General features: G+C 49.6%; 26 protein-coding genes. 12 read left to right on the forward strand and 14 right to left on the reverse strand.

What is annotated here, in order from left to right:
• Positions 1–723, forward strand: a complete 723-nt coding sequence (dnaQ, locus tag ACW73I_RS05175; RefSeq protein WP_458028173.1) for a DNA polymerase III subunit epsilon — start codon at positions 1–3, stop codon at positions 721–723.
• Positions 724–740: 17 nt separating this feature from the next.
• On the opposite strand, the gene rpoS is transcribed toward dnaQ, so the two are convergent.
• Together rpoS and ACW73I_RS05185 are read right to left on the reverse strand one after the other, a co-directional pair.
• Positions 741–1,727, reverse strand: coding sequence for an RNA polymerase sigma factor RpoS (gene rpoS, locus ACW73I_RS05180; protein WP_458028174.1), 987 nt, complete (start codon positions 1,725–1,727; stop codon positions 741–743).
• 377 nt (positions 1,728–2,104) lie between these two features.
• Entirely contained in the window at positions 2,105–2,611 is a 507-nt protein-coding gene (locus ACW73I_RS05185) for a DnaJ domain-containing protein (protein WP_458028175.1), read from the reverse strand.
• A 74-nt stretch (positions 2,612–2,685) separates the two neighbouring features.
• Between ACW73I_RS05185 and mobB the strand changes: the two genes are divergently transcribed.
• Positions 2,686–3,213, forward strand: a complete 528-nt coding sequence (gene mobB / locus ACW73I_RS05190) for a molybdopterin-guanine dinucleotide biosynthesis protein B (protein ID WP_458028176.1) — start codon at positions 2,686–2,688, stop codon at positions 3,211–3,213.
• Positions 3,210–4,454: a molybdopterin molybdotransferase MoeA gene (gene moeA, locus ACW73I_RS05195; protein WP_458028177.1), complete on the forward strand. Its 1,245-nt coding sequence runs from the start codon at positions 3,210–3,212 to the stop codon at positions 4,452–4,454. Before mobB ends, moeA begins: the two co-directional genes overlap by 4 nt.
• Positions 4,455–4,533: 79 nt before the next feature.
• On the opposite strand, the gene ACW73I_RS05200 is transcribed toward moeA, so the two are convergent.
• The 3 genes from ACW73I_RS05200 to ACW73I_RS05210 are packed head-to-tail and all read right to left on the reverse strand — an operon-like array spanning position 4,534 to position 6,748.
• Complete coding sequence (locus ACW73I_RS05200; protein ID WP_458028178.1) at positions 4,534–5,259, reverse strand: DUF3581 domain-containing protein; 726 nt, start codon at positions 5,257–5,259, stop codon at positions 4,534–4,536.
• An 11-nt stretch (positions 5,260–5,270) separates the two neighbouring features.
• Positions 5,271–5,594 (reverse strand): rhodanese-like domain-containing protein, encoded by a 324-nt coding sequence (locus ACW73I_RS05205; protein ID WP_458028179.1) that lies wholly within the window; start codon positions 5,592–5,594, stop codon positions 5,271–5,273.
• Positions 5,585–6,748 (reverse strand): pyridoxal phosphate-dependent aminotransferase, encoded by a 1,164-nt coding sequence (locus ACW73I_RS05210; RefSeq protein ID WP_458028180.1) that lies wholly within the window; start codon positions 6,746–6,748, stop codon positions 5,585–5,587. Before ACW73I_RS05210 ends, ACW73I_RS05205 begins: the two co-directional genes overlap by 10 nt.
• Positions 6,749–6,856: 108 nt before the next feature.
• Here ACW73I_RS05210 and dksA point away from each other — a divergent pair, with 108 nt between their 5' ends.
• Genes dksA through ACW73I_RS05230 form a run of 4 tightly spaced genes read left to right on the forward strand, consistent with a single transcriptional unit; the run spans position 6,857 to position 11,066 of the window.
• Positions 6,857–7,279 carry an RNA polymerase-binding protein DksA gene (gene dksA / locus ACW73I_RS05215; protein WP_458028181.1) on the forward strand — a complete coding sequence of 141 codons (423 nt, stop codon included), beginning with the start codon at positions 6,857–6,859 and terminating at the stop codon, positions 7,277–7,279.
• A 2-nt stretch (positions 7,280–7,281) separates the two neighbouring features.
• Positions 7,282–8,172, forward strand: a complete 891-nt coding sequence (gluQRS, locus tag ACW73I_RS05220) for a tRNA glutamyl-Q(34) synthetase GluQRS (RefSeq protein ID WP_458028233.1) — start codon at positions 7,282–7,284, stop codon at positions 8,170–8,172.
• 39 nt (positions 8,173–8,211) lie between these two features.
• The gene (gene acs, locus ACW73I_RS05225; RefSeq protein WP_458028182.1) at positions 8,212–10,155 is read left to right on the forward strand and encodes an acetate--CoA ligase; all 1,944 of its coding nucleotides are present in this window, start codon (positions 8,212–8,214) and stop codon (positions 10,153–10,155) included.
• Positions 10,155–11,066, forward strand: a complete 912-nt coding sequence (locus ACW73I_RS05230; RefSeq protein ID WP_458028183.1) for a DMT family transporter — start codon at positions 10,155–10,157, stop codon at positions 11,064–11,066. The genes acs and ACW73I_RS05230 overlap by 1 nt, the downstream gene beginning before the upstream one ends.
• 35 nt (positions 11,067–11,101) lie before the next feature.
• On the opposite strand, the gene ACW73I_RS05235 is transcribed toward ACW73I_RS05230, so the two are convergent.
• A complete protein-coding gene (locus ACW73I_RS05235; RefSeq protein ID WP_458028184.1) occupies positions 11,102–11,527 on the reverse strand; it encodes an RrF2 family transcriptional regulator in 426 nt (141 codons plus the stop codon).
• 451 nt (positions 11,528–11,978) lie between these two features.
• Here ACW73I_RS05235 and ACW73I_RS05240 point away from each other — a divergent pair, with 451 nt between their 5' ends.
• The 5 genes from ACW73I_RS05240 (at position 11,979) to ACW73I_RS05260 (ending at position 17,001) form a co-directional block, all read left to right on the forward strand.
• Complete coding sequence (locus tag ACW73I_RS05240; RefSeq protein ID WP_458028185.1) at positions 11,979–12,578, forward strand: c-type cytochrome; 600 nt, start codon at positions 11,979–11,981, stop codon at positions 12,576–12,578.
• A gap of 3 nt (positions 12,579–12,581) precedes the next feature.
• Positions 12,582–14,090, forward strand: a complete 1,509-nt coding sequence (locus ACW73I_RS05245) for a cbb3-type cytochrome c oxidase subunit I (protein ID WP_458028186.1) — start codon at positions 12,582–12,584, stop codon at positions 14,088–14,090.
• A gap of 74 nt (positions 14,091–14,164) precedes the next feature.
• On the forward strand, positions 14,165–15,766 hold the full coding sequence (locus tag ACW73I_RS05250; protein ID WP_458028187.1) for a DUF4080 domain-containing protein: 1,602 nt from the start codon (positions 14,165–14,167) through the stop codon (positions 15,764–15,766).
• A 400-nt stretch (positions 15,767–16,166) separates the two neighbouring features.
• Positions 16,167–16,592, forward strand: coding sequence for a hypothetical protein (locus ACW73I_RS05255; RefSeq protein WP_458028188.1), 426 nt, complete (start codon positions 16,167–16,169; stop codon positions 16,590–16,592).
• Between the two features lie 97 nt (positions 16,593–16,689).
• Entirely contained in the window at positions 16,690–17,001 is a 312-nt protein-coding gene (locus tag ACW73I_RS05260) for a hypothetical protein (protein WP_458028189.1), read from the forward strand.
• Positions 17,002–17,149: 148 nt separating this feature from the next.
• Here the strand turns inward: ACW73I_RS05260 and ACW73I_RS05265 are convergent, their stop codons facing one another.
• The 8 genes from ACW73I_RS05265 to ACW73I_RS05300 form a co-directional block, all read right to left on the reverse strand.
• On the reverse strand, positions 17,150–18,817 hold the full coding sequence (locus ACW73I_RS05265; RefSeq protein ID WP_458028190.1) for a hypothetical protein: 1,668 nt from the start codon (positions 18,815–18,817) through the stop codon (positions 17,150–17,152).
• A 204-nt stretch (positions 18,818–19,021) separates the two neighbouring features.
• Entirely contained in the window at positions 19,022–19,876 is an 855-nt protein-coding gene (rluB, locus tag ACW73I_RS05270) for a 23S rRNA pseudouridine(2605) synthase RluB (protein ID WP_458028191.1), read from the reverse strand.
• Positions 19,767–20,426, reverse strand: a complete 660-nt coding sequence (gene scpB / locus ACW73I_RS05275) for an SMC-Scp complex subunit ScpB (RefSeq protein ID WP_458028192.1) — start codon at positions 20,424–20,426, stop codon at positions 19,767–19,769. Before scpB ends, rluB begins: the two co-directional genes overlap by 110 nt.
• A 313-nt stretch (positions 20,427–20,739) precedes the next feature.
• The gene (locus ACW73I_RS05280; RefSeq protein WP_458028193.1) at positions 20,740–21,567 is read right to left on the reverse strand and encodes a segregation and condensation protein A; all 828 of its coding nucleotides are present in this window, start codon (positions 21,565–21,567) and stop codon (positions 20,740–20,742) included.
• Between the two features lie 22 nt (positions 21,568–21,589).
• The gene (locus tag ACW73I_RS05285) at positions 21,590–22,243 is read right to left on the reverse strand and encodes a site-2 protease family protein (protein WP_458028194.1); all 654 of its coding nucleotides are present in this window, start codon (positions 22,241–22,243) and stop codon (positions 21,590–21,592) included.
• A gap of 2 nt (positions 22,244–22,245) precedes the next feature.
• Entirely contained in the window at positions 22,246–22,869 is a 624-nt protein-coding gene (locus ACW73I_RS05290; RefSeq protein WP_458028195.1) for an L-threonylcarbamoyladenylate synthase, read from the reverse strand.
• Positions 22,870–22,912: 43 nt separating this feature from the next.
• The gene (gene tsaB, locus ACW73I_RS05295) at positions 22,913–23,800 is read right to left on the reverse strand and encodes a tRNA (adenosine(37)-N6)-threonylcarbamoyltransferase complex dimerization subunit type 1 TsaB (protein WP_458028196.1); all 888 of its coding nucleotides are present in this window, start codon (positions 23,798–23,800) and stop codon (positions 22,913–22,915) included.
• A complete protein-coding gene (locus ACW73I_RS05300; protein WP_458028197.1) occupies positions 23,797–25,719 on the reverse strand; it encodes an ATP-dependent DNA helicase in 1,923 nt (640 codons plus the stop codon). The genes tsaB and ACW73I_RS05300 overlap by 4 nt, the downstream gene beginning before the upstream one ends.
• Positions 25,720–25,729 lie beyond the last annotated feature (10 nt).

The raw sequence follows: 25,729 nt of genomic DNA on the forward strand, positions 1-25,729 counted from the left end.
ATGCCAGCCCATATTGCAAATCAACGTCAAGTAGTACTCGATACCGAGACCACCGGCATTAATCCGAAAGAAGGTCACAAAATCATTGAAATCGGTTGTGTGGAACTGATCAACCGACGCCTGTCACAGAACCGATTTCATGTCTATCTGAATCCTGATAGAGAAATCGATGCAGGCGCCATTGAGGTGCACGGCATAACAAACGAATTTTTGCGAGACAAACCGCGATTTGCCGATGTGGTTGAAGATTTTATGGCGTTTACGGCCGGCGCCGAACTGATTATTCACAATGCCCCCTTCGACGTCGGTTTTCTAAACCACGAATTATCGTTACTGGAAAACGAAACGCGTTCAGTAGAAACCAACAGCACCGTTTTCGATACGCTGACCTATGCGCGCAAAAAACACCCAGGCGCCCGTAACAGTTTGGATGCTTTGTGTAAACGCTACGGAATAGACAACAGCCACCGCGATCTGCACGGCGCTTTGCTGGACGCCGAAATTCTCGCCGATGTGTATCTGATCATGACCGGCGGTCAATCGTCGTTATTAGATGAAGGGGATCAAATCGAAAATACAGAACAGGAACAGTTTGTGCGGTTGTCCGCCGACCGTCCGGCGTTAAAAGTAGTGCGTTGCAATAGCGATGAACTCGCGGCGCACCGGGAACGCCTGGAAAGCATTGCTAAGATGAGCGGGAACTGCATTTGGCTCCGAGATTAAGCATGCCGTGTTCACTATTAATTAAATATCGATTCAAAAGAATAGCCGGTGTCTTCCAAAATTTCTTTCAAGCGTTTCAATCCATCCATCTGAATTTGTCTAACGCGTTCTCTGGTCACTCCGAGTTCCAATGCGACTTGCTCCAAAGTCGCACTTTCAAAACCACATAGACCGTATCGGCGACAAATCACCTCGCGCTGCTTTTCAGCCAGTTGATAAACCCAATCGGCTACATTATTTTGAATTAAATCTTCCTGCAGGATTTCCACCGGCGAGCGACTTTCCTCTTCCGTGATGGTCTCCAGCAGCGGTTTGTCGATATCCTTGCCATACGAAACGTCAACCGAAGTGACCCGCTCATTCAGCTTAAGCATCCTGTTAACGGTTTTAACGGGCCTATCTAAATGCTTGGCGATGTCGTCAGCCGTCGGCTCATGGTCGAGTTGCTGCGCGAGGTTACGCTGCGCTTTTAGATAAACATTCATTTCCTTCACGATATGAATCGGCAAACGTATGGTACGGGTTTGATTCATAATCGCCCGTTCGATGGTTTGTCTGATCCACCACGTGGCATAAGTAGAAAAACGAAACCCTCGATCGGGGTCGAATTTTTCAACCGCTCGTATCAAACCCAAATTGCCTTCTTCGATCAAATCCAATAACGGAAGACCGCGATTCAGATAACGTCTGGAAATCTTTACCACTAAGCGCAAATTGCTTTCGATCATGATTTTTCGTGCTTCAGGATCGCCTTGCAGCGCTCTTTTACCGTATATTTTTTCTTCGTCTGCACTGAGTAATTGGGACTTACTAAGCTCATTAAGATAAGCCCGAGTCGCATCAAAATTAGCTTCGAGCGGAGAGTCGCTGACCTCGGCATCACTTGTTTTATATCTTTCGGAAGTGTCGATACCCGGACTGTCGTCTTCAATATCGCCAAAAGTTATGTCGTCAGCAATGTCCATTTCCAACTCTTTTGTAATATCAATCGATTCTTCCATCATGACTCTTCTCCAGGTTTGATGCTTAATGTACACTCGGCCGTCTTACTGGTAAATATTTTCACGATTAGCTGTTTATCACGGTTTAACATTTCAATTAGCGATTCCAAAAGCACGGATCTACCTAAGAAATCCGAAAACTATGTATTTCCCATAAGTAAAATTAAGTACTATTTGAGCAACAAACCGTTTCCTTATCGTGGTTTCAAGCATAACGCCTTTTTTATTCCAGTGCTAGTATGACTTTAAAAAAAAAATATTATTATTTGATTTAATTGGGTATTTTGGTGAAATTTTTCACAAAATTGAGACAGACTCATCGTTGTTAAAAAACAACACTTGACAAAAAACAACTATTTTAATCGAATCTTAAGAATAACTTAGCTTTGAAGCAATACTTTCTTTGCCCGATTGATTTGCGCCGCCAAATAATCTGAGCCGCCACGGTCGGGATGCAATCGCGCAATCAGCTTTCGGTGAGCCTGGATAATGTCCTCTTCGCTGGCTCCAGGTTTTAAACCAAGGACGCATAATGCTTCCGATTTTGTCATTGATCTATCGCTGCCCGCCCGATATCTAGGCTGTTCAGAATCCGTCTTATGCGTTTGCTTCCCATGAACGTATAGCATCCAAAGCCGGCGCAGTTGCGGAGCATAATGTAAAAGAACCGGCATTAACCGCACCAGACTCGCAATCAGTACACCTATCATGGCAAACAGTAAATTTAGTTTTCCGGCGGCGGCTAAAGCCGTCAATAGCAATATGACAACTATCCAAATGGACTTTTTCAACGCAACGCGTATTTGTCCCGTCGGTGTTTTCTGATACCAGCGAGCAGCAAGATAAATCAGTATTAGCGGCGCCAAAAACAATAAAATGCGTATCAAGGTCTGTCTCGACTGGTAATATCATCCGATCCATAATACATTAGAATGCTTGACCGGTCCTATACATACAATCAATGCCTCAATCTAATCCATTGATTCTAGGTTTTGCTGCGTACAGTGGTACAGGCAAAACCACATTGCTAACCCGATTGATACCGATTCTTAAGCAACGTGGCTTAAGAATCGGGGCAATAAAACATAGCCATCACGATTTCGAAATTGATTATCCCGGCAAAGATAGCTATCGCTTGAGAAGCGCCGGCGCATCGCCGATGATGATAGTTTCGCCATATCGAAGCGTCCTAGTCACAGAGTATTCTCGTCGACGTGAAGTCGGTTTAATGGAACAATTAGCTTTTTTTCCGAAAAACAATCTCGATCTTATTTTGGTGGAAGGCTTCCGTGACGAAAACTTTGTAAAAATCGAGTTGCACAGGCCGAGCCTGAACAAAGACTTACTATACCCGGACGACGATAACGTCATCGCAATCGCTAGCGACCAGCCATTACCCACGCCCGACACGATACCTTGTTTAGATTTGAACAATCCGCAGGCGATCGCCGATTTTATTTTCCACCGTTTTTTTGAGCTTAAATTGTGACGGATTTTTGTTACCCCGGGTCTGCGGGCCTGTTATCGGCGGAAGAGGCTATATCCAGCATTATTTACGCCATTGAAACCATCCAAGACCAGGAATCGATCGACCTGTTTTCAGCGAAAGATCGAGTATTGGCTAATACGATCAAATCGCCGATCCATATCCCGCCGCACCGCAATGCAGCAATGGACGGCTACGCGTTTTCGAATGAAGACATCGTTCGCAATCAGGCATTCAAATTGCGTATCGCAGGGACAGCTTGGGCCGGAAAACCGTTTAACGGTCCGGTCGCTTCGAACCAATGCGTAAGAATTTTTACCGGCGCATTAGTACCGAACTTTGCCGATAGCGTTATTGCACAGGAACGATTAATCGTTGATGGCGAATACGTAACTTTCCCTGACGACACTCAACCATTCAAAAACATCAGGGCGATTGGCAGCGACGTAAAAAAACAGGACCCGCTGATTGTCGCTCCTAAGAAATTGAATTCGAGTGATTTAGGTTTACTTGCGGCTGCCGGCATAGCAAACATTACCGTATATCGCCGATTAAACATCGGGTTCTTTTCCACGGGCGATGAATTAGTCGGAATAGGTCAAGCACTGCAACCGGGTCAGATCTACGACAGTAACCGGTATTTGTTAGCCGCCATGCTAAACGACCCCAATCATTCGGTGACGGATTTAGGCGTCATCAAAGACGATCCGCAATCGCTCGAAAATGCCTTAATGGGCGCAGCAAACAAGTTCGACGTATTAATTTCGACGGGTGGTGCATCAGTTGGCGACGCGGATTTTGTCAAGCAAACATTGGAGAAATGCGGCCAAGTCAATTTCTGGAAACTGGCGATCAAACCCGGAAAACCATTGGCATTCGGTAAAATTGGCAACTGCTGGTTTTTCGGCTTGCCCGGTAATCCCGCAGCCGTATTAGTGACCTATCAACAATTTGTCAAACCGGCGCTACTAAGACTCGCAGGCGCACCGCCGACACAAGCGTTACAACTGCGCGCACGTTGTGAAACATCTTTACGGAAATCTCCCGGAAGAAAGGAATATCAACGCGGGATTTTAAGCCAAGTAAAGCCGGGCGAATTTGCGGTAAAACTCGCCGGTCCGCAGGATTCTCACCAACTAAAAGTAGCCAGCCTAGCAAACTGTTTCATCATATTAGATCAAGATTGTTCCGGCGTAGAAGCAGGACAAATGGTGACGGTCGAACCTTTTGAAAATCGAATTTAAGGGGGGCAACGGCAAGCGTTCGATACCCCCGCTTCTATCAGCCCGTCTATTCCGTAAACATTGATTTGATTCACAACCACTAAGGACCTATGGTCACATTAGCCAGGTAGCCGTTTTTTCGAGCCAAATAACCATCCACAAATGCTTTCATTGGTTCCGCTTCGTATTCGCGCAAACCACTAACAGCCAACTTTTTAAAACCGGATCCGGCAACTTCATCGTCGGACTTGATTTGAAAGTGCAAATAAGCAGTGGCGCGTTTACCGTTCACTTCCATTGAAGGCTCCAGCATGACCAGATGAGGATTTTCGATATCGAGCTTTAACATATTCAGAGTCATGCTTTCGTAGATGACCAGCGGTCTATCGATGTTAAACATTACATTTTCCTTCTCAAGCAGCGGGACCAACACGTAAGGAAAGTTTTGCCCGGAAAATGCAACGTAATCCCTAATTAAGGTTTCCAACATCTTATGATCGTGATTGATTCTGCCTGAACGCTGAACCTGAAGATAAGTTTTACCTTGATTATCGGTAATATCGATTTGATCGGCATTGGTTTCCGGAAAATTCAAAAACACGCCGTCACCGACCATACCGGAAAAGATAAAATGCATGTTTTCGCTAAGGCCGTATTTTTCCAGCACTAAGGAAAATAATAAATCACCCGGTACACAAAAACGTTTTGCGTCGGCATCATGCAAGGGATTAAAGTCATGGGCAATCTCTTTGGCAAATGCACTGGCCTGCTGCGCGGCAATCCGAATGCTATTGTCGTGAGTTTCATAAAATTCTTTTAGGAACATAGTTGTTATTATTAATAGCGAGGTATTGTAGGATCACAGTTTAAAGACCAGGCATCTATGCCACCCTTTAAATTATAAAGCCGATTAAAACCATATTGCTCCAAAAACAAACATGCTTGTTGACTACGCATGCCGTGGTGACAGACCACCACGATATCTTGTTCTTTATCCAAGCCGTCAACCCGCTCGGATAGTAGGCGTAACGGAATATGCAGACTACCGTCGATGTGCGCAAATGCGTATTCGTTGGGTTCGCGCACGTCTAATAATAAAAGCTTCTTTCCATTTTCAATATCTTTTTGCAATTGATAAACAGTATATTGTGTTATTGGCATAGGAATCGTTCCAATCGTTCTAAAGCGGTCGCCATTCTATCTATAGAAGCGGTATATGCAAAACGGATATGCCGGTCAGCTAAATTTCTGCCGAAATCTCGCCCTGGCGTCACGGCTACGCCTTGCTGTTCCAACAGTTGTTTGGCGAACTCAAAACTATTGTCGGTAAACGCACTACAGTCGGCATAAACATAAAACGCCCCTTCCGGTTTACAAGCGATTTTAAATCCCAATTTCAGTAGATTTTCATACAAAAAATCCCGACGGCGTTTAAATTCCAGTCGCCGCCTTTCCAGTTCGGCCCTGTTTTCCGGAGAAAACGAGGCCAACGCCGCGTATTGCGAATGAGTCGGCGTGGAAATGAAAATATTTTGCGCGAGTTTTTCCGCGGCCGGAATAAAGTTTTCAGGCACGATTAACCAACCGATCCGCCATCCGGTCATGCCGAAATATTTCGAAAAACTATTAATCACAAAGGTGTCGTCGCTAAATTCCAAGGCACTAGCCGCACGTCGGTCGTAAACTAAGCCATGGTAAATCTCGTCGGAATAAAAACAGCCATCCAAATCATGAACTCGATCAATAGCGCTTTTCAAGTCGTCCGCGCCGAGCATGGTGCCGGTCGGGTTGGAAGGCGATGCTATTAACACGCCTTTGCTGGCATGTCGCCAATGTTCACTCAGCAGTTCCGCTGTGAGTTGGTAGCCCGTACCGGCATCGACATCCACAAATTGCGTTTGACCGTCGAACAAACGCACAAAATTGTCGTTGCATGGATAGCAAGGGTCTGCCATCAACACTTGTTCTCCCGGATTTAAACTAATACCGAACGCCAACAAAAACGCACCGGATGCGCCGGGCGTAACAAAGACGCGCCGCGGATCCAATTCCACCCGATATTCCTCTCGGTAATAATTAGCGATGCTGTCACGCAATTCCGGCAAGCCGGCCGCAGCGGTATATTTTACCTCACCGGACTGTAACAAGGCTTTACCGGCGTCTATTATGCCCTGCGGCGTAGGAAAATCCGGCTCGCCGATTTCCATATGAACGATATCTCTGCCCTCCTTTTCCAATTCCTTAGCACGTTGCAGTAACTCCATAACATAAAAGGCGGAAATGCCTTGCATGCGATCGGCGATCTTCTGTTTCATATTATCTTTTTGTAAAAAAACCGCGGGAATCATAACAAACTTCTTGCCTGCACTTAGCCATTCTGATAAAAAGCTCCGATTTTTTTATTGTCAGTCAGGAGTCAATGGATGAATAATTCCACGACAGATTTCACCTTTAAACCGTACGAAGAAAAAGAAGGTGAAGAATACATGAATGAAGCGCAGCTTCAGCACTTTACAAACATCCTGAACAAATGGAAGTCAGAATTGATGGAAGAAGTGGATCGTACCGTACATCATATGCAGGATGATGCGGCTAACTTTCCCGATCCCAACGATAGAGCGACTCAGGAATCCGAATTCAGTTTAGAGCTGCGTACCCGGGATCGAGAGCGCAAATTGATCAAGAAAATCGAAGAATCCCTAAAAGCCATCGAGTCAGGCGATTACGGTTATTGTGAAACCTGCGGAGTTGAAATCGGCATTCGCCGTCTGGAAGCCCGCCCGACCGCCACATTGTGTATCGATTGCAAAACCCTGGATGAAATCCGGGAAAAACAAATGGGTTAACTCTGGCGTCGAACGACTCACGCTATATAGGCCGGTTTGCGCCATCCCCAACCGGCCAGCTGCATCTTGGATCGCTTTATACCGCCTTAGCCAGTTATCTGGATGCTCGCCGGCACGGCGGTATATGGCTATTGCGCATTGATGATTTAGATACGCCGCGCAATGCCGCCGGTGCCATTGACGCCATCTTGCATTGTCTTGAGCGATTCGGTTTACATTGGGATGGCGAGATTTACTACCAAAGCCGGTACCTGAGCAAATACCAAGCCATTTTAAAACACCTACAGGAACAGCACTGGCTTTACGCCTGCCGTTGCAGCCGCAAAATCCTAAGGCATACCGCCGTCTATCCTGGCGTATGTCGATACGCGGGTTTTTCCTTTGATGAGCCATCGGCCTGGCGCTTAAAAGTACAAGATATATCGATCGAATTCGACGATGCGTTGCAAGGTAAAGTCAATCATCATCTGAGCCGAGAACACGGCGATTTCATTATACGCCGTAAAGACAACATCATCGCTTATCAGTTTGCGGTGGTAATAGACGACTATTTGCAAAAAATTACGCACGTAGTGCGGGGTATCGATTTACTCGACTCGACCCCAAAACAGATTTACCAACAGCGATTGCTGGCCTACCCGCATCCCCGTTACATGCATTTGCCGCTGATCGTCGACGATCAAGGCCATAAACTCAGCAAGCAGAACTTAGCCACTCCGGTAGACGACTCACAACCCGAACCGACCCTGTTTTTGTTATTAAACATGCTGCAGCAAAATCCGCCCTCGTCTTTGCGAAACGCGCCTGTCGCAACCCAACTAGAATGGGCGATTACTCATTGGGAGCCGTTAGCCTTGAAAAAAATTAGTGCAATTCATCCGCCGATTCACTAAGTTACCGCTCATAAATCGGATAAGACCCAAGGAATTACCATGTCAGAACATCACATTTATCCCGTAAAACCTGATATCGCCTCAAAAGCCCATATCAATGCCGCAACCTATCAAAGCATGTACGAACGGTCGATTAAAGATCCTACCGGGTTTTGGGCGGAACAAGCCGAATTGTTTCTGGATTGGCATCAGCCATGGCATAGCGTCATGCGCTGCGATTACGACCAGGCGGAAATACACTGGTTCGAAGGCGGCAAGTTAAACGTCAGTGTCAACTGTTTGGACAGGCATCTGGAGAGCCGCGGCGATCGGGTGGCCGTGATCTGGGAAGGAAATAAACCTAAAGATTCGCTCAAGCTAACTTATCGGGAATTGCATCGGGAAGTTTGCAAGTTCGCCAATGTCTTGAAAGCCCAAGGCATCAAGAAGGGCGATCGGGTGTGTATTTATCTGCCGATGATAATCGAAGCCGCCGTGGCAATTTTGGCGTGTACCCGCATCGGAGCGATACACTCCATCGTATTCGGCGGTTTTTCCGCCGAATCCCTGCGCGACCGTATTCTGGATGCCGACTGCCGTCTGCTAATCTGTGTCGACGAAAGCTACCGCGGCGTCAAAGTCGTCCCTTCCAAGCTGATGGCGGATAAAGCAGCTGCAAAATGTCCTAATTTGGAAAAAGTCATCGTGGTCAAACACAGCGAATACGAAACCCCATTCAAAACGGGCCGCGACGTTTATTACCACGAAGCCATGGCGGAAGCCTCGGAAGACTGCGAACCGGAATGGATGGATGCCGAAGACCCCTTGTTTATCCTGTATACCTCCGGCTCCACCGGCAAACCGAAAGGGGTGTTACACACCACCGGCGGTTATCTGCTGTATGCGGCGATGACGCACAAATACGTGTTCGATTACCAGGACGGCGAGGTTTACTGGTGTACCGCCGATATCGGCTGGGTCACCGGCCATTCATACGTGATTTACGGCCCCTTGTGCAACGGCGCCGCCACACTAATGTTCGAGGGCATTCCAACCTATCCGGAGGCCGACCGCTTCTGGCAAATCGTGGACAAGCACCGAGTCAATATTTTTTATACCGCGCCGACCGCAATCCGCGCATTAATGGCACAAGGCGACGATTTCGTAACGCGTACCGACCGCAGCAGCCTGCGTATTTTGGGCAGCGTGGGCGAGCCGATTAATCCCGAGGCTTGGGAATGGTATTATCAGGTGGTCGGCGAACGCCGTTGCCCCATCGTCGACACCTGGTGGCAAACCGAAACCGGCGGCATTTTGATAACACCGCTTCCGGGCGCCACGGCACTGAAACCGGGTTCGGCCACCTTACCGTTTTTCGGCGTGAAACCCGCCATTCTCGACAACGACGGACACATACTGGAGGGCGAAGCCACCGGTATTTTGGTACTGACAGCCTCCTGGCCGGGACAGATGCGTACCGTATACGGCGATCATCAACGTTTCTATGAGACTTATTTTCAAAAGTACCCGGGTTATTACTTTTCCGGCGACGGCGCTCACCGCGACAGTGATGGATATTACTGGATTACCGGCCGGGTGGATGATGTCATTAACGTCTCCGGCCACCGATTGGGAACGGCCGAGGTCGAAAGTGCATTGGTATTGCACCGCGACGTGGCCGAAGCCGCGGTGGTCGGCTATCCGCATCCAATCAAAGGTCAGGGTATTTATGCGTTCGTGACGTTGAACGTCGGCATCGTTCCGACCGATGATTTGAAAAAGGACTTGTTGAATCTGGTCCGCGAGGAAATTGGCCCTATCGCTCAACCCGATTTGATTCAATGGGCGCCTGGCCTTCCTAAAACCCGTTCCGGCAAAATCATGCGCCGCATATTGCGTAAAATCGCCGCTAACGACATTCACAATTTAGGCGATACCTCGACCTTGGCCGATCCGTTGGTGGTCGACGATCTACTGGCTCAGCGCGCTTCCCATCAGAAATAATGCGAATCGCCCTGGCCTATTTCGGCGTCATTTTGATTTGGTCCACTACGCCGTTAGCCATCAAATGGAGCGCCGAAGAAGTCAGTTACGTCTTCGGCGTCACCGCCCGAATGAGCCTAGGCGCGCTTTGTTTGCTTCTGTTAATGCTCGGCAAACGGCTGCCGTTACGTCTGAACAAGGCAGCCGGTCTGACCTACCTGGCAGTGGCCGTCCAGCTATTTGCCGGCATGCTGACCGTGTACTGGGGCGCCCGCTTTATTCCTTCCGGCTGGATATCGGTCATATTCGGTCTGACGCCGTTTATGACCGCCTTTCTCGCGGCTACTTTTTTAAAAGAACACAGCCTTGGTTGGGGTAAATTGGCTTCTTATACTTTAGGTTTGGCCGGTTTGATTCTGATGTTCCAGTCGGCCTTGGATATCAAGCAACAAGCAATACAGGGCATGATCGCCATCTTGATTGCGGCCTTCCTGCAAGCGGCCAGTTCCGTTTGGGTTAAACGCATACACGCCCAATTGCCCGCGTTGACCCAAATCAGCGGCGGCATGCTCATCGCCTTGCCCGCCTATTTGCTGACGTGGTGTTGGCTGGATCACGGCATGTTGCCGCCTAAGATACCGTTGCAGGCACAACTATCGATACTCTATCTGGGCATGGTCGCAACCCCGATCGGCTTTGCCTTTTACTACTACGTGTTGATTCATATGGCAGCCACCAAGGTGGCCTTAATCACGCTGGTCACGCCGGTATTTTCATTGGTTTTAGGGTGGAGCATCAATCATGAACCGGTATCGTTAAAAATTGCCGGCGGCGCAAGTTTGATCCTACTAGCACTCGGCTTACATACCTTAGTAGACCACCGCCACCGGCGGCGGGTACGCCCGATTGAGGTCATTCGGGGTGGCGGTTGAGCTTCAGGGCTTGCCATGCTTTTCGTCCGCTCAAGCTACTTGAGCATTGGAACAGGTTCCGGCGGCAACAAGTCGGCCAACACAGCGCCATCCAGAACTTGCAAAAATTGTTCTACCGCATCGCCGAATAACCCCATCAAACCGCATTGCGCATGAATGGCGCATAAACCTTGTTTTTTCGGATTGAAGCATTCGGCGATCTGAAAATGCCCTTCGACCTCACGAACGACATGCCCCACATTAATTTGCTGAGGCGGTCTGGCCAAACAAATCCCGCCACCTTTTCCTCGCACCGTCCGCACAAACCCTTTTAGCCCCAAATGATGTACGACTTTTACTAAATGGTTTTTGGAAATGTCGAAAAACTCGGCTAATTCGCCTATGGTGACCAATTGCTCCGGATGAATCGTTAAATACATTAATACTCTTAACGCATAATCCGTGTGGGCAGTCAGTTGCATGATTCCTTCCTTAATAGCTGTATTTGAAATAAATGTTAATTCACTCTAAACTCAAGCGTACTGAAATTTTCAGACTGGGCATGCTGAAAAACGTTCCTTATCCTAAATCCCAATGCTAATTGAACCTGTCGCGTTATCCGACTTTTTCCTGAGCTTCTTCTGTGCGGCTATGATTATCTTTTCCGCCGCTCTTTATGCCGCATTATTCGCTTGGGCCAAAATTAGCGGCCGCCGCCCGTTTTACCTATTCGCCATCAGTTGTTACGCGGTATTACTGATTTGTATTGCGGTATTTAGCGTTGTTAATCACTTCAGCGGTTTTTGGCTGATCCTATCGCTCATTATGGCATTAGGTTATGGCTTCATGCCTCATTTCATCTGGTGCTTGTGTGTTGCAACCCACGAATCAGAGAATGATTCTTAACTTTTCATCTATCCGGAGATCGTCATCATGACTGAACAAGTGCCGCGCTGGGCATCGGAAACATTCTGGAAAAAAACCGCCATCTGGGTGACCGGCGGTTCGTTTGTGTTATTAGTTATTTTAACGTTTGATTCGATGGCTAGGATTTCCGCGGGCGGCCCACGCGTACCGGCTTATAGCGTCATCAACAACGACATAAGCTACCGTTTCGATGAAGCCAAGCAACGTTACCAGCCAGCCATCGGCAACGAAGCGCCGCTATTCGGCAAAGTGTTGAGCGAGGAAGAGGCCCAGGCTCTGGTCGATTTAGGCAAAAAAACCGTGCAGGCCAAAAATTGCATGAACTGCCACACGCTGCTCGGCAACGGCGCCTATTACGCGCCGGACTTGACCAAGGCCTGGCTGGATCAAGGCTGGTTTGCCAAAGAATCGCGCGAGCAAATGATGGTCGATTTCCTGCTCGATCCGGAGAAAAACGCCCGTACTTACGGTTCCAACCGCAAGATGCCGAATCTGGACATCACTCAACAAGAAGCCGAAGGCATAGTCGCCTTTTTGAAATGGATGTCGTCTATCGACACCAACGGTTTTCCGCATAATTTCATCGCGCTAGGCGAAGAGGAATAAGTCATGAAGTTACAAGCTTATCGAGAAAAAGCGGCTATTTGCTGGGGCGACTGCAAGCAACGCCATGCCGATTTCATGGCCAATCCCCATTTGAGCGGCGGTCAAAAACTGGCGGTGCATTATTTTGCCGTGGCGATGGTGCTGTTCATGGCTCAGCTGCTGTTTGGTTTATTGGCGGGTTTGCAGTTCATTTTTCCGAGCTTTTTGTACGAAATCCTGGATTTCAACGTCAACCGTATGGTGCATATCAATGCCATGGTGGTGTGGATGTTGTACGGCTTCATCGGTTCGGTCTATTGGTTTCTGGAAGAGGAAAGCGGTGTGCCCATCGTCGGCCTGAAGTGGGGACAACTGGCATTCTGGGTGCTAACCGGCGCCGTCACCATCGTGGTTTTGGTCTATTTGCTGATTCAATTCGGTAGCGGTAACGACACCTCCTTGTGGCTGATCAACGAAGGCCGCGAATACATAGAGGCGCCGCGTTGGGCGGATATCGGCATCGTCGCGGTGATGTTGATCTTCTTCTACAACGTCGCCGCTACTTTCGCCGCCGGCAAATGGTCGGGCATTGCCGGCGTTCTGACGCTGGACCTGGTCGCACTGGCGGGCCTATACACCGCCGGCATGTTCTACGCCACTAATATCAGTGTCGATCAATACTGGTGGTGGTGGGTCATTCATTTATGGGTGGAAGCAACCTGGGAAGTCCTGGTCGGCTGCATCATGGCCTGGAGTCTGATGAAGCTGCTGGGGGTCCGCCGGCAAATCGTACAAACCTGGCTGTATATCGAAGTGGCGTTGATGTTCGGCTCCGGCATTCTAGGCTTGGGCCATCATTATTTCTGGATCGGCACGCCCGAATATTGGTTCACCATCGGCGGCTTTTTCTCGGCGCTGGAACCGATTCCTTTGGTGGCCATGGTGGTCCATTCGATCTACGATTCAGGCGTCCACCGGTTTAAGAACGGCAACCACCCTGCGCTAGCCTGGGTCATCGCCCATGCTTTCGGAAACTTTTTGGGCGCCGGCGTTTGGGGCTTTATGCACACGCTACCGCAAATCAATTTATACACCCACGGCACTCAGTGGTCGGCCTCTCACGGGCATTTGGCCTTCTTCGGCGCTTACGCCACTATCAATATCGCCTTCTTCTACCTGGCAGCGCAACAAGCGCGCGGCAATGTCTGGATGGGCGGCGACTTAATCAACGGTTGGCGTTGGAAAACGTCGTTGATTCTGCTCAACCTGGGGGTCGTGGGCATGACCGTCGCGCTGTTGATCGCCGGTTACGAGCAATCATTCATCGAACGCGCCGTGGAAGGTTCAACTTGGGCGGGCTACTTTGCCGCACAAAATCATCCCTGGTTCCTGCAGGCGATGATTTGGCGCATGGTATTCGGTTTGATGACTGCGGCCGGCGGCGCCCTGTTGTTCTGGGATCTACTCGAAATCGGTCGCAAAGAACTGCGCCCTGCGGCAATCATCACCGGCGAACCCGCCATAGAAAACTAGGCGACGCTATTAAAACCACTTTAATGTTAAGCCGTTCGCGTTTCGTCCAATAGAAACCATAACGGCTTATGTCGATGAAGCGGGCGCATGATTCCTGTGCGGCCAGTCCGACCGATGGTATGCTGACGGCTTTTGAAATAAACCGCACCTGCATGCCCAGTATCGTCCTTTGTACGCTCAACGCCCGTTATATTCACAGTGCTTTCGGTCTCCGCTATCTATATGCAAACATGGGAGACTTGCAATCGCAAACCGAATTGCTGGAGTTCGGCATCGAGCAACGGCCAATCGATATCGCCGAGATACTGCTAAACCGCCAACCACGTATCATCGGCATTGGCGTGTATATTTGGAATGTCGCGGAAATCACGGCTTTGGTCGGCCTTATCAAACAAGTCGCTCCCGAAATCGCTATCGTTCTCGGCGGTCCGGAAGTCAGCCATCCTCCGGATCTACCCAATGTGACTGATCAGGCCGATTTCATCATTACCGGATACGGCGAAATCAGCTTCCCCGGGCTTTGCCGGCAGATCCTTTGCGACAAGGAACCTTGCGAAAAAATCATTAACGGAAAAGCAGCAGCGTTAACCGATTTGGCTTCTCCCTACCCCTATTACAGCGATAGCGATATCCGCCAACGCATCGTTTATGTAGAAGCCTCGCGCGGCTGCCCTTTTAAATGCGAATTCTGTTTGTCGTCTCTTGATGTCACTGCAAAGGCGTTTGAATTGACCAAGTTTTTAATCGAGATGGATGCGCTATATGCCCGAGGTGCACGGAGCTTTAAATTCATCGATCGTACCTTTAATTTAAAAATCGATAGCAGCGTGGCGATTTTGGAATTTTTTCTGGGTAAAAACCCCGAAAACCTTAATCTGCACTTTGAGGTCATTCCCGACAATCTACCGGAAAGACTGAAACAGGTCATACAACGCTTTCCACCCGGCTGTTTACAGTTTGAAATCGGTGTACAAAGTTTTGACCCGGAAGTTCAGCAGCGCATCAGCCGCAAACAAGATAACGATAAAACCCGCGCCAATCTGGCCTGGCTTAGGCAACACTCAAATGTCCACATTCATGCCGATTTGATTGCCGGCTTGCCTGGGGACACCCTGGAAGGATTCGGTCGTAGCTTTGACCAGCTGATCGCCCTGAACCCTCAGGAAATTCAAGTGGGGATTCTAAAGCGCCTGCGCGGCGCGCCTATCAATCGTCACAACGGCTCGTATCAAATGCGCTACGATCCCCATGCGCCCTATTCCTTACTAAACAGTCATACTATGAGCTTTGGCGACATGCAGCGCATTAACCGATTTGCCCGCTACTGGGACTTGGTCGGCAATTCCGGCCGCTTTAAAAATACCGTTCCGTTAATCGTCGATAATCAGCCTTTTGAGCGTTTTTTACGTTTTAGCGATGCGCTATTTACGCTTAACAGCAGCACGTGGAAAATCGCGTTGAAGCGACTATTTGAAATGACATACGCCGTTATGACCGATACGCTAAAAATTACGCCGGACCTTGCCAAACGGGTTTTGGAACTAGACTATCTGAGCACGGCGGAAAAACGCGCTCCCGACTTTTTGCAAAACACCGCAAAACAACACCTGAAACGTGGCAGCGCAAATAAGAGACAACGACTATTCTATGAATCAACCAAAACCCGGCCGACCTGAATAAAACGCATATCTTGGTCTAAATCGGCGTGCATCCGATCAATTTTGCCTAATATATCTATACTTCGCTCATCTGCTCACTGCTACCGGTTCCAATCAATGACAAAGAATGATCTCGATCTGGAGAAACGTATTTCAGGTGCCGCTATCGAGTGCCAACGATTGATTGATGCATTATTGAAACACCTCAAGTCACAATATCGCCTTAAGCGCATTAAGATATACAGGATAAACACGCAATGGCGTAAAAAACATTGGAAGGTAAAACGGCCTCATTGACATTAAAGTTTGGTGATTGGTCATTAAAGTTTCGGATTTATGCGCTGAATCGTTATCGAGAAGGTAGAATGGCCGTTCAGCTGGTTTTTCGTACGCAAATCGCGTGAATTGCCCGACTGATTTGCTTGTTCGCGTCAAGAGATTAATGATGGATGTACCTCGTTATAAAATTTTTCGTATCGTTACAACAATAGTGCTGACATTGCCCGCTTGCTCCACTCTCCCGCCCGCAGCGCAAAATTATGATAGTTTTGCCGAGTACGCTGAAGCGGTTTTCCGTCACCAGAATGAATTAACGAGTCGTATCATGATGTTGAGCGATACTGACTATTTTTCTGAAAACGACCGTTTGCAAAGAGCGGAACAAGCAATGAACGATGCCTGCCATTTATTAAACGAATATGCGGAACACGAAATTGACGGCGAAGCCATGGGAATTTTTTTTCAGCGTAAGGTTCAATCAAGCATTGAAAATTGCGATGTTAAAATCAAACACTTAGAAAACATGTTGGCCGAGTTGACTAAATCGCGCGACGATAGCGATTGATAGATATCCTGTTTCAAAACAACCGAAAACGGAAAAGCAAATTGCCGAAAACCTCACGCAGGAAAGGTATTATTTTTATAGTTATATGGAGAACAAAATGGCAAGATGGGCATTGGCCGCGCTGTTGTTTATCACGACAACGAATGCATACGCCGACGACGTTAGAGCGGACGCGTTTCTGGTTGACGTACTACTGGCTAGGCCGGTCGGTTTGGCGGCCACAATTTGCAGTTCTGCATTGTTTGTTGCTATCTCCCCATTAACCGCCTTCGCCATGATCCCTCCGCCGCACGACGCTTTCGACATCGCAACAGACAAATTGATACTTACTCCCTTCAATTTCACCTTTAGTCGCCCGGTCGGCGTGTTTTATCCCGATATGCAAAGCCGGCATCAAAGGTACGAATAAATTAACATCGTCCCCGAACTTGGCATGCGGTCGATAATGTAGTGGAACAGCGCAAGTTGCGAGGATGAAAACGGTAGCCCGCGCATGCGCCGTGACCTTGCCACTTGGCGGCTTACCGTTACGGACGCTAAAACTCGGCAATTCAACCTTATAATTTTTTATTGCCCAAAAAAGTGCGATTGGCGACCACGATTGCCAGTAGCGGCATGACCATGCTGATTATCATCACGCAAATCAATAACAACCCTAATTCGCTGTAATCGGCCGGCACGGCCAGCATACCTGTGCTTGCCTCTCTGACTTCCCGCGTAATCACAAACCATTGGTTCAACAGTTTGGTCAGCAATTGCGACATCGACAAAGCCAAATTGACAAAAGCCGCCATTACGGCAAAATAAGTCGCCTTCAAATTTTCCGGTGCGGAATGCGCGATCCAGGCAAGCATCGGTATCATCGCTATCTGTCCCAGCGGAGATTCCAGCGCGGTATCGAATAGAGCGATAAAGCGGGCATCGACCACGCCGCCGGTATGCGCCGCCGTCCATTTATGAATACCGTAAAACAATCCCACATTGGGCAAATACAACAGCCCCAAAGCAATGGCAAGCACCGCAATGATATAAGTTATCGGGCGTTCTGCCATAAAGCGGCGAAATATAAACATGCCCAGTAAAGTCAAGGAACTGGTTAAAAGGGACAGTTTTGACAAAAACTGCTGATCGAAACCTAGCTCGTCTATCGCCCACCAGGTTTCGCCGGCGCCGGCAGTCGGTACGGCGCGGAAGGCAAAGATTACGAAAGCGATACCGTAAAGCTGATTGCGGGCGTCGCAACTTAGATTGCTAGTCAAGCGCCGGATCAGAAACAGCACAATGGCCAAGGAGCCTGCGAACACCATCTCTTCGCTATAGGGCCGGTCGGCCAAGCCAACGACTAACGCTAATAACGCGAAGCCGAATCCACCGCCCAATATCCACCAGTTGACTTCGGTCAGCGCCCTCTCGTTACGGCCTAACATACGGTCGATATCTTCGAACTCGTAACCTTGCGCGGCCAGCGCGCTCGCTCGCTCGTGGCGCTGATAAGAAGCCAGCCATACACCGCTTATCGAAATCAACGGGATGAATAAGGCCAGGCGATAAATGCGCAAATAAACCTCGGCCTTTTCGGCGACCGTCATTTCCGCGGCACCACTGAAAAGACTGACATTTGCAGCCGCGACCAGCATCGAGCCGCCGATAATAGCGACTCTGCCCAAGGTTTGCATCGTCGTGTGAGCTAAATGGGCATCGGCTTCCCTGACCGGCCGCCCCTGTAGGTCATAGCGAGGCACGGCTTCGACCGTCATCGCATCGGCCACCGTGTCCTGGATGACGTAGCCGATAGGCGCCAACAAGGCGGCTAGAACATACCAATCATCGGCCGGCATGATGGTGAGCATGTAGCGGAGATCGCTCAGCAGATTGCTCATGATCAACAAGCTGGAAGCAATCAATACGCCGCCTAGGTAGATAAACTGGTTTTTATATTGCCAGAATAAATCAACCAAATGCCCGATAGGCATCTTCAAGGTCCATGGCAGCGTGGCCCAGAATCCCAAGGCCGCCAGAAACTCGGCGGACAGGCCGAGGTATTCCTTCACGAAGAATGTGCCGACAATTCCGGTCAATCCCGACACCCCGGCCGCAAGATATACCATCAAAGGCGGCAAATAACTCCAGCGGACTTGCCGGCCTAATTCCAAGATGTTTTCATCGAACCAGACTCTAACTTGCGTCGCGAGGCCGGGTTTGACAGCTTTGTTAGTTTGCCCCATCGTATTAACCTCAATTGCCGGAAGAATCGTGTTAGGCGATTTTTCACGCCGGATTCAGCGCTTACCCTGGCGAGCGGTGCTTTATCTCGACAAGGTTCGCACCCAGGCGCGTGGTCTTTTATGTTCGGGCAGAACCCTGCGGTTTCCGATCCTGATGCAGTCACGGCCAAATCGTACCCGGCGCGGAAAACGGCGAAAGCTCTTTTACAAATCGACAGACGCCATCAGCACTTCCAATTCCTTTTGCTCCAACTCATAGTATGAATGCGCCTTGACGCGTTCCGGCAAGATAATATCACCGTAACGAATGCGGATTAAGCGGCTAACCTTGACGCCTTGTGATTCCCATAGCCGCCTGACCAAACGATTACGGCCTTGTTTGACGGTAACATAAAACCACTTATTGGCACCTTCACCGGCGTAAAAACTCACTTCTTCGAAACGGGCAAGGCCGTCGTCCAGTTCCACACCGTCGTGCAGGCGTTGCATCATGGCCTCGTCGACTTCACCTAAAATCCGAGCCGCATATTCCCGTTCGATTTGGCGAGACGGATGCATCAAACGGTTCGCCAGTTCGCCATTGTTTGTGACTAATATCAATCCGGAGGTATTGATGTCCAATCGTCCTACCGCCACCCAACGTCCGACGGCCAAACGCGGCAATTGGGTAAATATGACGGGGCGACCTTCCGGATCGCGCCGCGTGACTAATTCGCCAACGGGTTTGTGATACACCAATACACGTGTCGGCTGATCGGCGTATTTTTCCCACTTCACAACGCGCCCATTGATTTGCAAATGATCGTGCGGCTTCAGATGATAACCCGGTTGAATACGGTTGCCGTTGACGGTGACCCGCCCCTCCTCTATCCATTTTTCGATTTCGCGCCGTGAACCGATTCCGGCCCGGGCCAGCAACTTTTGGATACGCTCCCCGCCGGCCGGGATGTTAGTGTAACGTTCGGTTGTCGGCGGTGGATTCGTCGAGGGATGCGCTTTCCGGCGCGGCGTCGTCGAATGAGACTTCGGTTTCGGATGACTGGGTTTGCGTTCTTTCACGGGATTCCTGCTGTGTTTGGTCATGACTGAGATCAAGATCGATAATCTCGTCCAGTGTCGGCAATTCGCTCAACGAAGATAGATTGAAATAATCCAGAAATTGCTTGGTGGTGCCATAGAGGGCCGGACGTCCGGGCACTTCTTTATGCGCCACGACTCGCACCCATTCACGGTCTAATAGGGTGTGAATAATGCCGGAGCCGACGCCCACACCACGAATATCCTCGATTTCGCCACGCGTCACCGGCTGGCGATAAGCGATTATGGAAAGGGTTTCCAGTAATGCTCTGGAATAACGGGGCGGCTTTTCTTCGAACAAGCGCGTTAGCCAGGGTGCCACACCTTCCCTAATTTGAAAACGATAACCGCTGGCAAGCCGTTTCAAACCGATAGGCCGGGTCAGATAATCCTGGGCAATCGCTTCCAGTGCCAGCTGAATTTCCAAAGTATCGGGCTGATCCAATTCCGGAAAAGCCTGTTGAATCTGTTTGATGCTCATGGGTTTATTCGCGGCGAACAGAATGGCTTCTACGATGCGTTTTATATTCACGTCGCACTCTATCGGCTGTTCAGGTAATGGCGCCGAAACTTCGTAAACAACGGGGTTTGCGGCATGAGTACGTAACTCTTTGGTCCAGGTCGACGGAAAACGCGTTTTACTCCTGAATTTCGGGACAAATGGCGGTGGCGAAGGTTTGGTGCGTAATTCGGCCGACCAAACCGGCGGTAAGCGAACGGCTTTTTTTCGAACGCGGACAAGCTCGGTCGCCGATGCGGGTTTGGCTCTAGGCTTTCTCGGCTTTGGCTTAGGTTTGATTTCTTCAACACTGGAATCATCAACGACACTTTCGGTAATGGCGTTATCAGTCGCCGGTGCTGTTATTAACGCGGATTCGGACGAAGATTCCTGCAAAGGGAGCGGGCTGGAGGATATCGATGACTCGTTCCTTCGAGAGCTCAAGGATGGCAAGAAACGCGACAACCACCCCGTTTTTTCCTTCACCTCGGGTAAAACACGCTGCGAAAGGGAGTTGATCTGCTCCGTTAAGTTTTTCCAAAATGGTTGCCATTCGTTCACGGACTGATAAGGGCTCTTTGCTTATATGATGGTGACTGAGTTGTACTGCGCGTTTCAATACGTCCTGAAACGCCAGCAATAGTTCTTTTAGTTGCAAATCCGGCAAAGCTTGTTTCACGTCAACGGTCGAGACGTCCACTGTTGCCGCGAACGTATCGCGTTCATCGCGCGGCAGTTGGTCGATTTCTTCGGCAACTTTTTTGATGGCTTCATATTCCTGCAGCTTCCGAATCAAAAATGCTCTAGGATCCTCTTCCTCTTCTTCGCTTTCAGGTTGCCGAGGCAGCAGCATGCGGGACTTGATTTCCGCAAGTAACGCAGCCATTACCAAATATTCCGCCGCCAATTCCAAACGTAAGCTGTCCATCATCTCGATGTAAGCGATATATTGCCGGGTTATTTGAGCTATAGGGATATTCAGGATATCCAGATTCTGACGCCGGATCAAATACAACAATAAATCCAAAGGCCCTTCGAAGGCGTCCAGAAACACTTCCAACGCATCGGGAGGAATATACAAATCGTCCGGTAAGTCTTGAAACGGCTGACCTTGAACTAAGGCCAGCGGCGAGGAAACCGCAGACGGCTCAACAGTTTGGTCCAAAGCGTTCATAACGGCTTAAGATTAAACGAACTCACAAACCAGCGAGAGAGAAAAAAAACTGCTGGGCATAATACATGGGATAAGCCAAGATCAATCCTAAGCCGTTTGTAATTAACAGCAATAACAGTATCAGAAAACCGAAGCGCTCCAGTTGGTTATAGCGCCAAGCCCAGTAGTCCGGCAGCAAACCGGACAAAACCCGGCTTCCGTCTAGAGGCGGAATCGGTAAGAGATTAATCAGCGCCAAGACCAAATTGATCGTAATCCCGGCTACGCCGCTGTAGATCAGCGGCATCGAGACGAACTCGACATTGATTATTACAGCAATACGAATCAACAATGCCCAGGCCAGAGCCATCAGCAGGTTGGAAATAGGTCCTGCCAGCGCAACCATCATCATGGCGGTTTTGCGGTTCTTAAAATTCCGGGCATCTACCGGTACCGGCTTTGCCCATCCGAATATGAAGCCGGTAAACGTGATCAGTAATAGTCCCGGAACGATAATCGTCCCGAGCGGGTCGATATGCTTCAAGGGATTTAGCGTCAGCCTGCCGGCCCGGTCGGCAGTCATGTCCCCGAATTTTTTAGCCATCCAGCCATGCGCGACTTCATGAACCGTAATCGCAAAAATGACCGGCAAGACCCATACGACAATGCGCTGAATCAGCGTCAATTCTTCCATCATATTTATTTCTCCAACATCGGGGCATGACCTATCCCCTGTCTGACAATTTCAATGACATTATCCGTGCAGGCGATAATAGTCGTAGGCTTGTAATCGATGATACCGCCATCGATCACTAAGTCGAGTTCTCGATCCAATTTTTGCCTAATATCGTAAGGATCGGCCATCGCTTCTTCCTCGTCCGGTAAGATCATTGTCGTAGTAAGCAGCGGTTCGCCGAGTGCTTCTAGTAAAGCACGGGCAATGCGGTTGTCTGTGATGCGCACGCCTATGGTTTTCTTTTTCGGATGTTGCAGACGGCGAGGAACCTCGCGCGTGGCATCCAGCAAAAAAGTAAAGGGTCCAGGCGTCAGGTTTTTGATCAAGCGATGAGCATCGTTACCCATTTTGGTGAATATCGAGACTTGAGACAAATCGTTACATAACAAGGTGAAGTTATGATTGTCGTCCAATCTTCTAATCCGGCGCATCCTATCCATTGCCTGCTTGTCGCCGATTTGCGCACCCAACGCATAGGAGGCGTCTGTCGGATAAACGATGACGCCGCCTTCGCGAATCATGTCGGCCGCTTGTTGAATCAGACGCGGCTGGGGATTTTGCGGATGGATTTCAAGATATTCAGCCATGGAGAAGACGATAGGTATCGAGCAATAAACGGGCTATTGTACCTCATCTTTCGGATTGCTTTTTAGCGACCTTGTCGCGCAGATAAACCGGCATCGCCTGCTCCACCGGCACGGCGATGCCATTTGCAAAATCGTAGACGCCTAACTGTGCGATGCAGGCCGCTCTTGGCCATATTCGGGTTTCAGTGCCTTGCACACGCCGGCCCAAGCGTTTGGATAGCGTTTCTCCGTAGACAGCCCAGCCGGAACCAACGCCAAAACCCTCCAATTCCGGAAAAACGGCTTCGGCGGCCGGCGTCACGGCCTCCCGGCCGATCAGTTTCGCCAATCCCGCATCATCACGGCGATAAACACCCCAAAAAATCTCGTCCATTCTGGCATCCATCGCCGTGAATGAAACGGTCGCTTCCGGCGTCCCGCCTCCCGCGGCACTTGCACATCCCTGTGCGGCGGCCTCTGCCAGCATCCTGCTTTTCGCGACACTTGCACATCCCTGTGCGGCGGCCTCTGCCAGCATCCTGCTTTTCGCGGCACTTGCACATCCCTGTGCGGCGGCCTCTGCCAGCATCCTGCTTTTCGCGGCACTTGCACATCCCTGTGCGGCGCCTTTTTTGTGGCGATTGAAAAAATCCTGCGCAATTGCGGCCAAAGTCGACACCAACGCCACAGGCAGATCGGCTCCGAACGCTATGCCGTGCACCACACCCGTGGCAATGCGCACGCCGGTAAAGGAACCGGGTCCGCGGCTCAATGCGACACCGTCTAACTGTTGCGGCTTAAGCTGCGCATCGGCCATCAAGCGGTCAATCATCGGTAAAATTAGCTTGGTATGCTGGCGCGGTGCGATTTCGAAATTCTCAATAGTCTCGCCATCGACGTACAAGGCGGCCGAGCAGGCGTCGGTGGATGTTTCTACTGCCAATAATTTCAATGATTTTCCTCTATAGCAAAAAAGTTCCGCACATCTTCGATATCCCGGCTGCGTTTCATCGGGGGCACGCTGTCCAAAAACATCTGACCGTATGCGCGTTTCAACAGGCGTGGATCGCAAACCATCAGCACCCCCCTATCATTGTCATCACGAATTAAACGGCCGACGCCCTGGCGCAACATGATGATGGCACTGGGCAATTGATGTTCAAAGAAAGGGTTGCGTCCTTGCTTTTCCATTGCATGCATGCGCGCTTTCAACACCGGATCGCCGGGCGATGCAAACGGTAATTTGTCGATAATGACGCACGATAAGGCATCGCCGCGTACATCCACGCCTTCCCAAAAACTGGCAGTGGCCAGCAATACGGCGTTGCCGAGTTTTTTGAATTGTTCCAGCAAAACCGCTTTCGATTTCTTGCCCTGCACTAGAAGCGGGTGATCGAGTTTGCCATCCAATAATTGAGCGGCGCGTTGCAAGGCTTTATGACTGGTAAAAAGGAAAAACGCCCTGCCCCGGCTCGCTTCAAGCACCGGCAACACGAAATCGACAATCTTATCGGTAAACGCCGGATCACTCGGTTGCGGTAAACCCTTAGGGTGATAAAACAAGGCTTGATTAGGATAATCGAAAGGGCTTTCCCAGCTTTGGCTTTGTGTATCGTTCAATCCTAAGCTTTTGGAAAAATGGACAAAATTATTAGCCACGCTTAGGGTCGCCGACGTAAAAATCCAGATGGCTTTATGTTGCGCCATGAATCCGCGAAATTCTTTAGCAATGTCCAGCGGAGTCCGGCTTAAGGTAAAAGACTTGCTGTAGGTTTCGTACCACTTGATCCACTGCCCGTCCTCGTCCTTAATCAAGGTTTCCAATTGCATGTCCAGTGCTTCCGCCCGCTCGAAACACGACTCCAGACCTTTGCTACGGATCGATGCCCGCTCCAATTGATCGGTCAGACGCGCCAGCTGTTTTTGCAGAGACGCCAGGGCTGCGGTCATCTTGGGATTGGTTTCGATGTCTTGCCAATCGCCACGGCGTAGTTCCAAACCGAACGCCAAACGCATATCCTTGACTTCGAGTTGCAAATCTTCACAAGCCGTACGCAAATCCGGCATGTCTTTGGCATCGGTAAAATATTCAGCCAGCGTATCGTCCGCCAACTCCGTCAATTGCTTGCCGCTAACCGATACGCCTAAAAAGTTAGATGCGGTATCGGCCAATTGATGCGCTTCGTCTATGATGACCACTTCGGCGTCCGGGAGCAACTCACCAAAGCCGGTGTTTCGGATAGACCAATCCGCGCAGAGCAAATGGTGATTGACCACTACGATATCGGATTCCTGGGCCTGTTTACGGGCTTTCGTCAAAAAGCAATCGGTATAGTCGGGGCAGTTTTGCCCAAGACAATTATCGGTGGTCGAGGTGGCATGAAACCAAACAGGATCGCCGTCGTGCACGTCGGCCACTTCCGAAACGTCACCGGTTCTGGTTCGGCTAGACCAAGTTTTGATTTTAGCGAGCGCCTCGGCATCTTGTTTGACATAGCCGAAAGAGGCGTTTAGCGCTAATTCAAGACGGTAGGTGCAGAGATAATTGGCACGACCTTTTAGTAGACTTGCCTTAAACGGAGTGCGGCTCAAGGTTTTGCGGATCAGTGGCAGATCTTTATTGAACAGCTGATCCTGCAAATTTTTGGTGCCGGTGGAAACAATGGTTTTTTTTCGGGAAATAATCGCGGGTATCAGATAGGCAAACGTTTTTCCGGTGCCGGTGCCTGCTTCGGCAATTAGGTTTTGCCGACTCTCTATAGCTTGCGCAATTTTTTCGGCCATTTCGATTTGGGCAACGCGCGGCGAGTAGCCATCGATATGAGCGGCTAACGCACCATCGTTGCCGAATATTTCAGCAAGATTGGTCACTATGCTTTCT

The sequence above is a fragment of the Methylomonas sp. MgM2 genome (genome assembly GCF_054172045.1).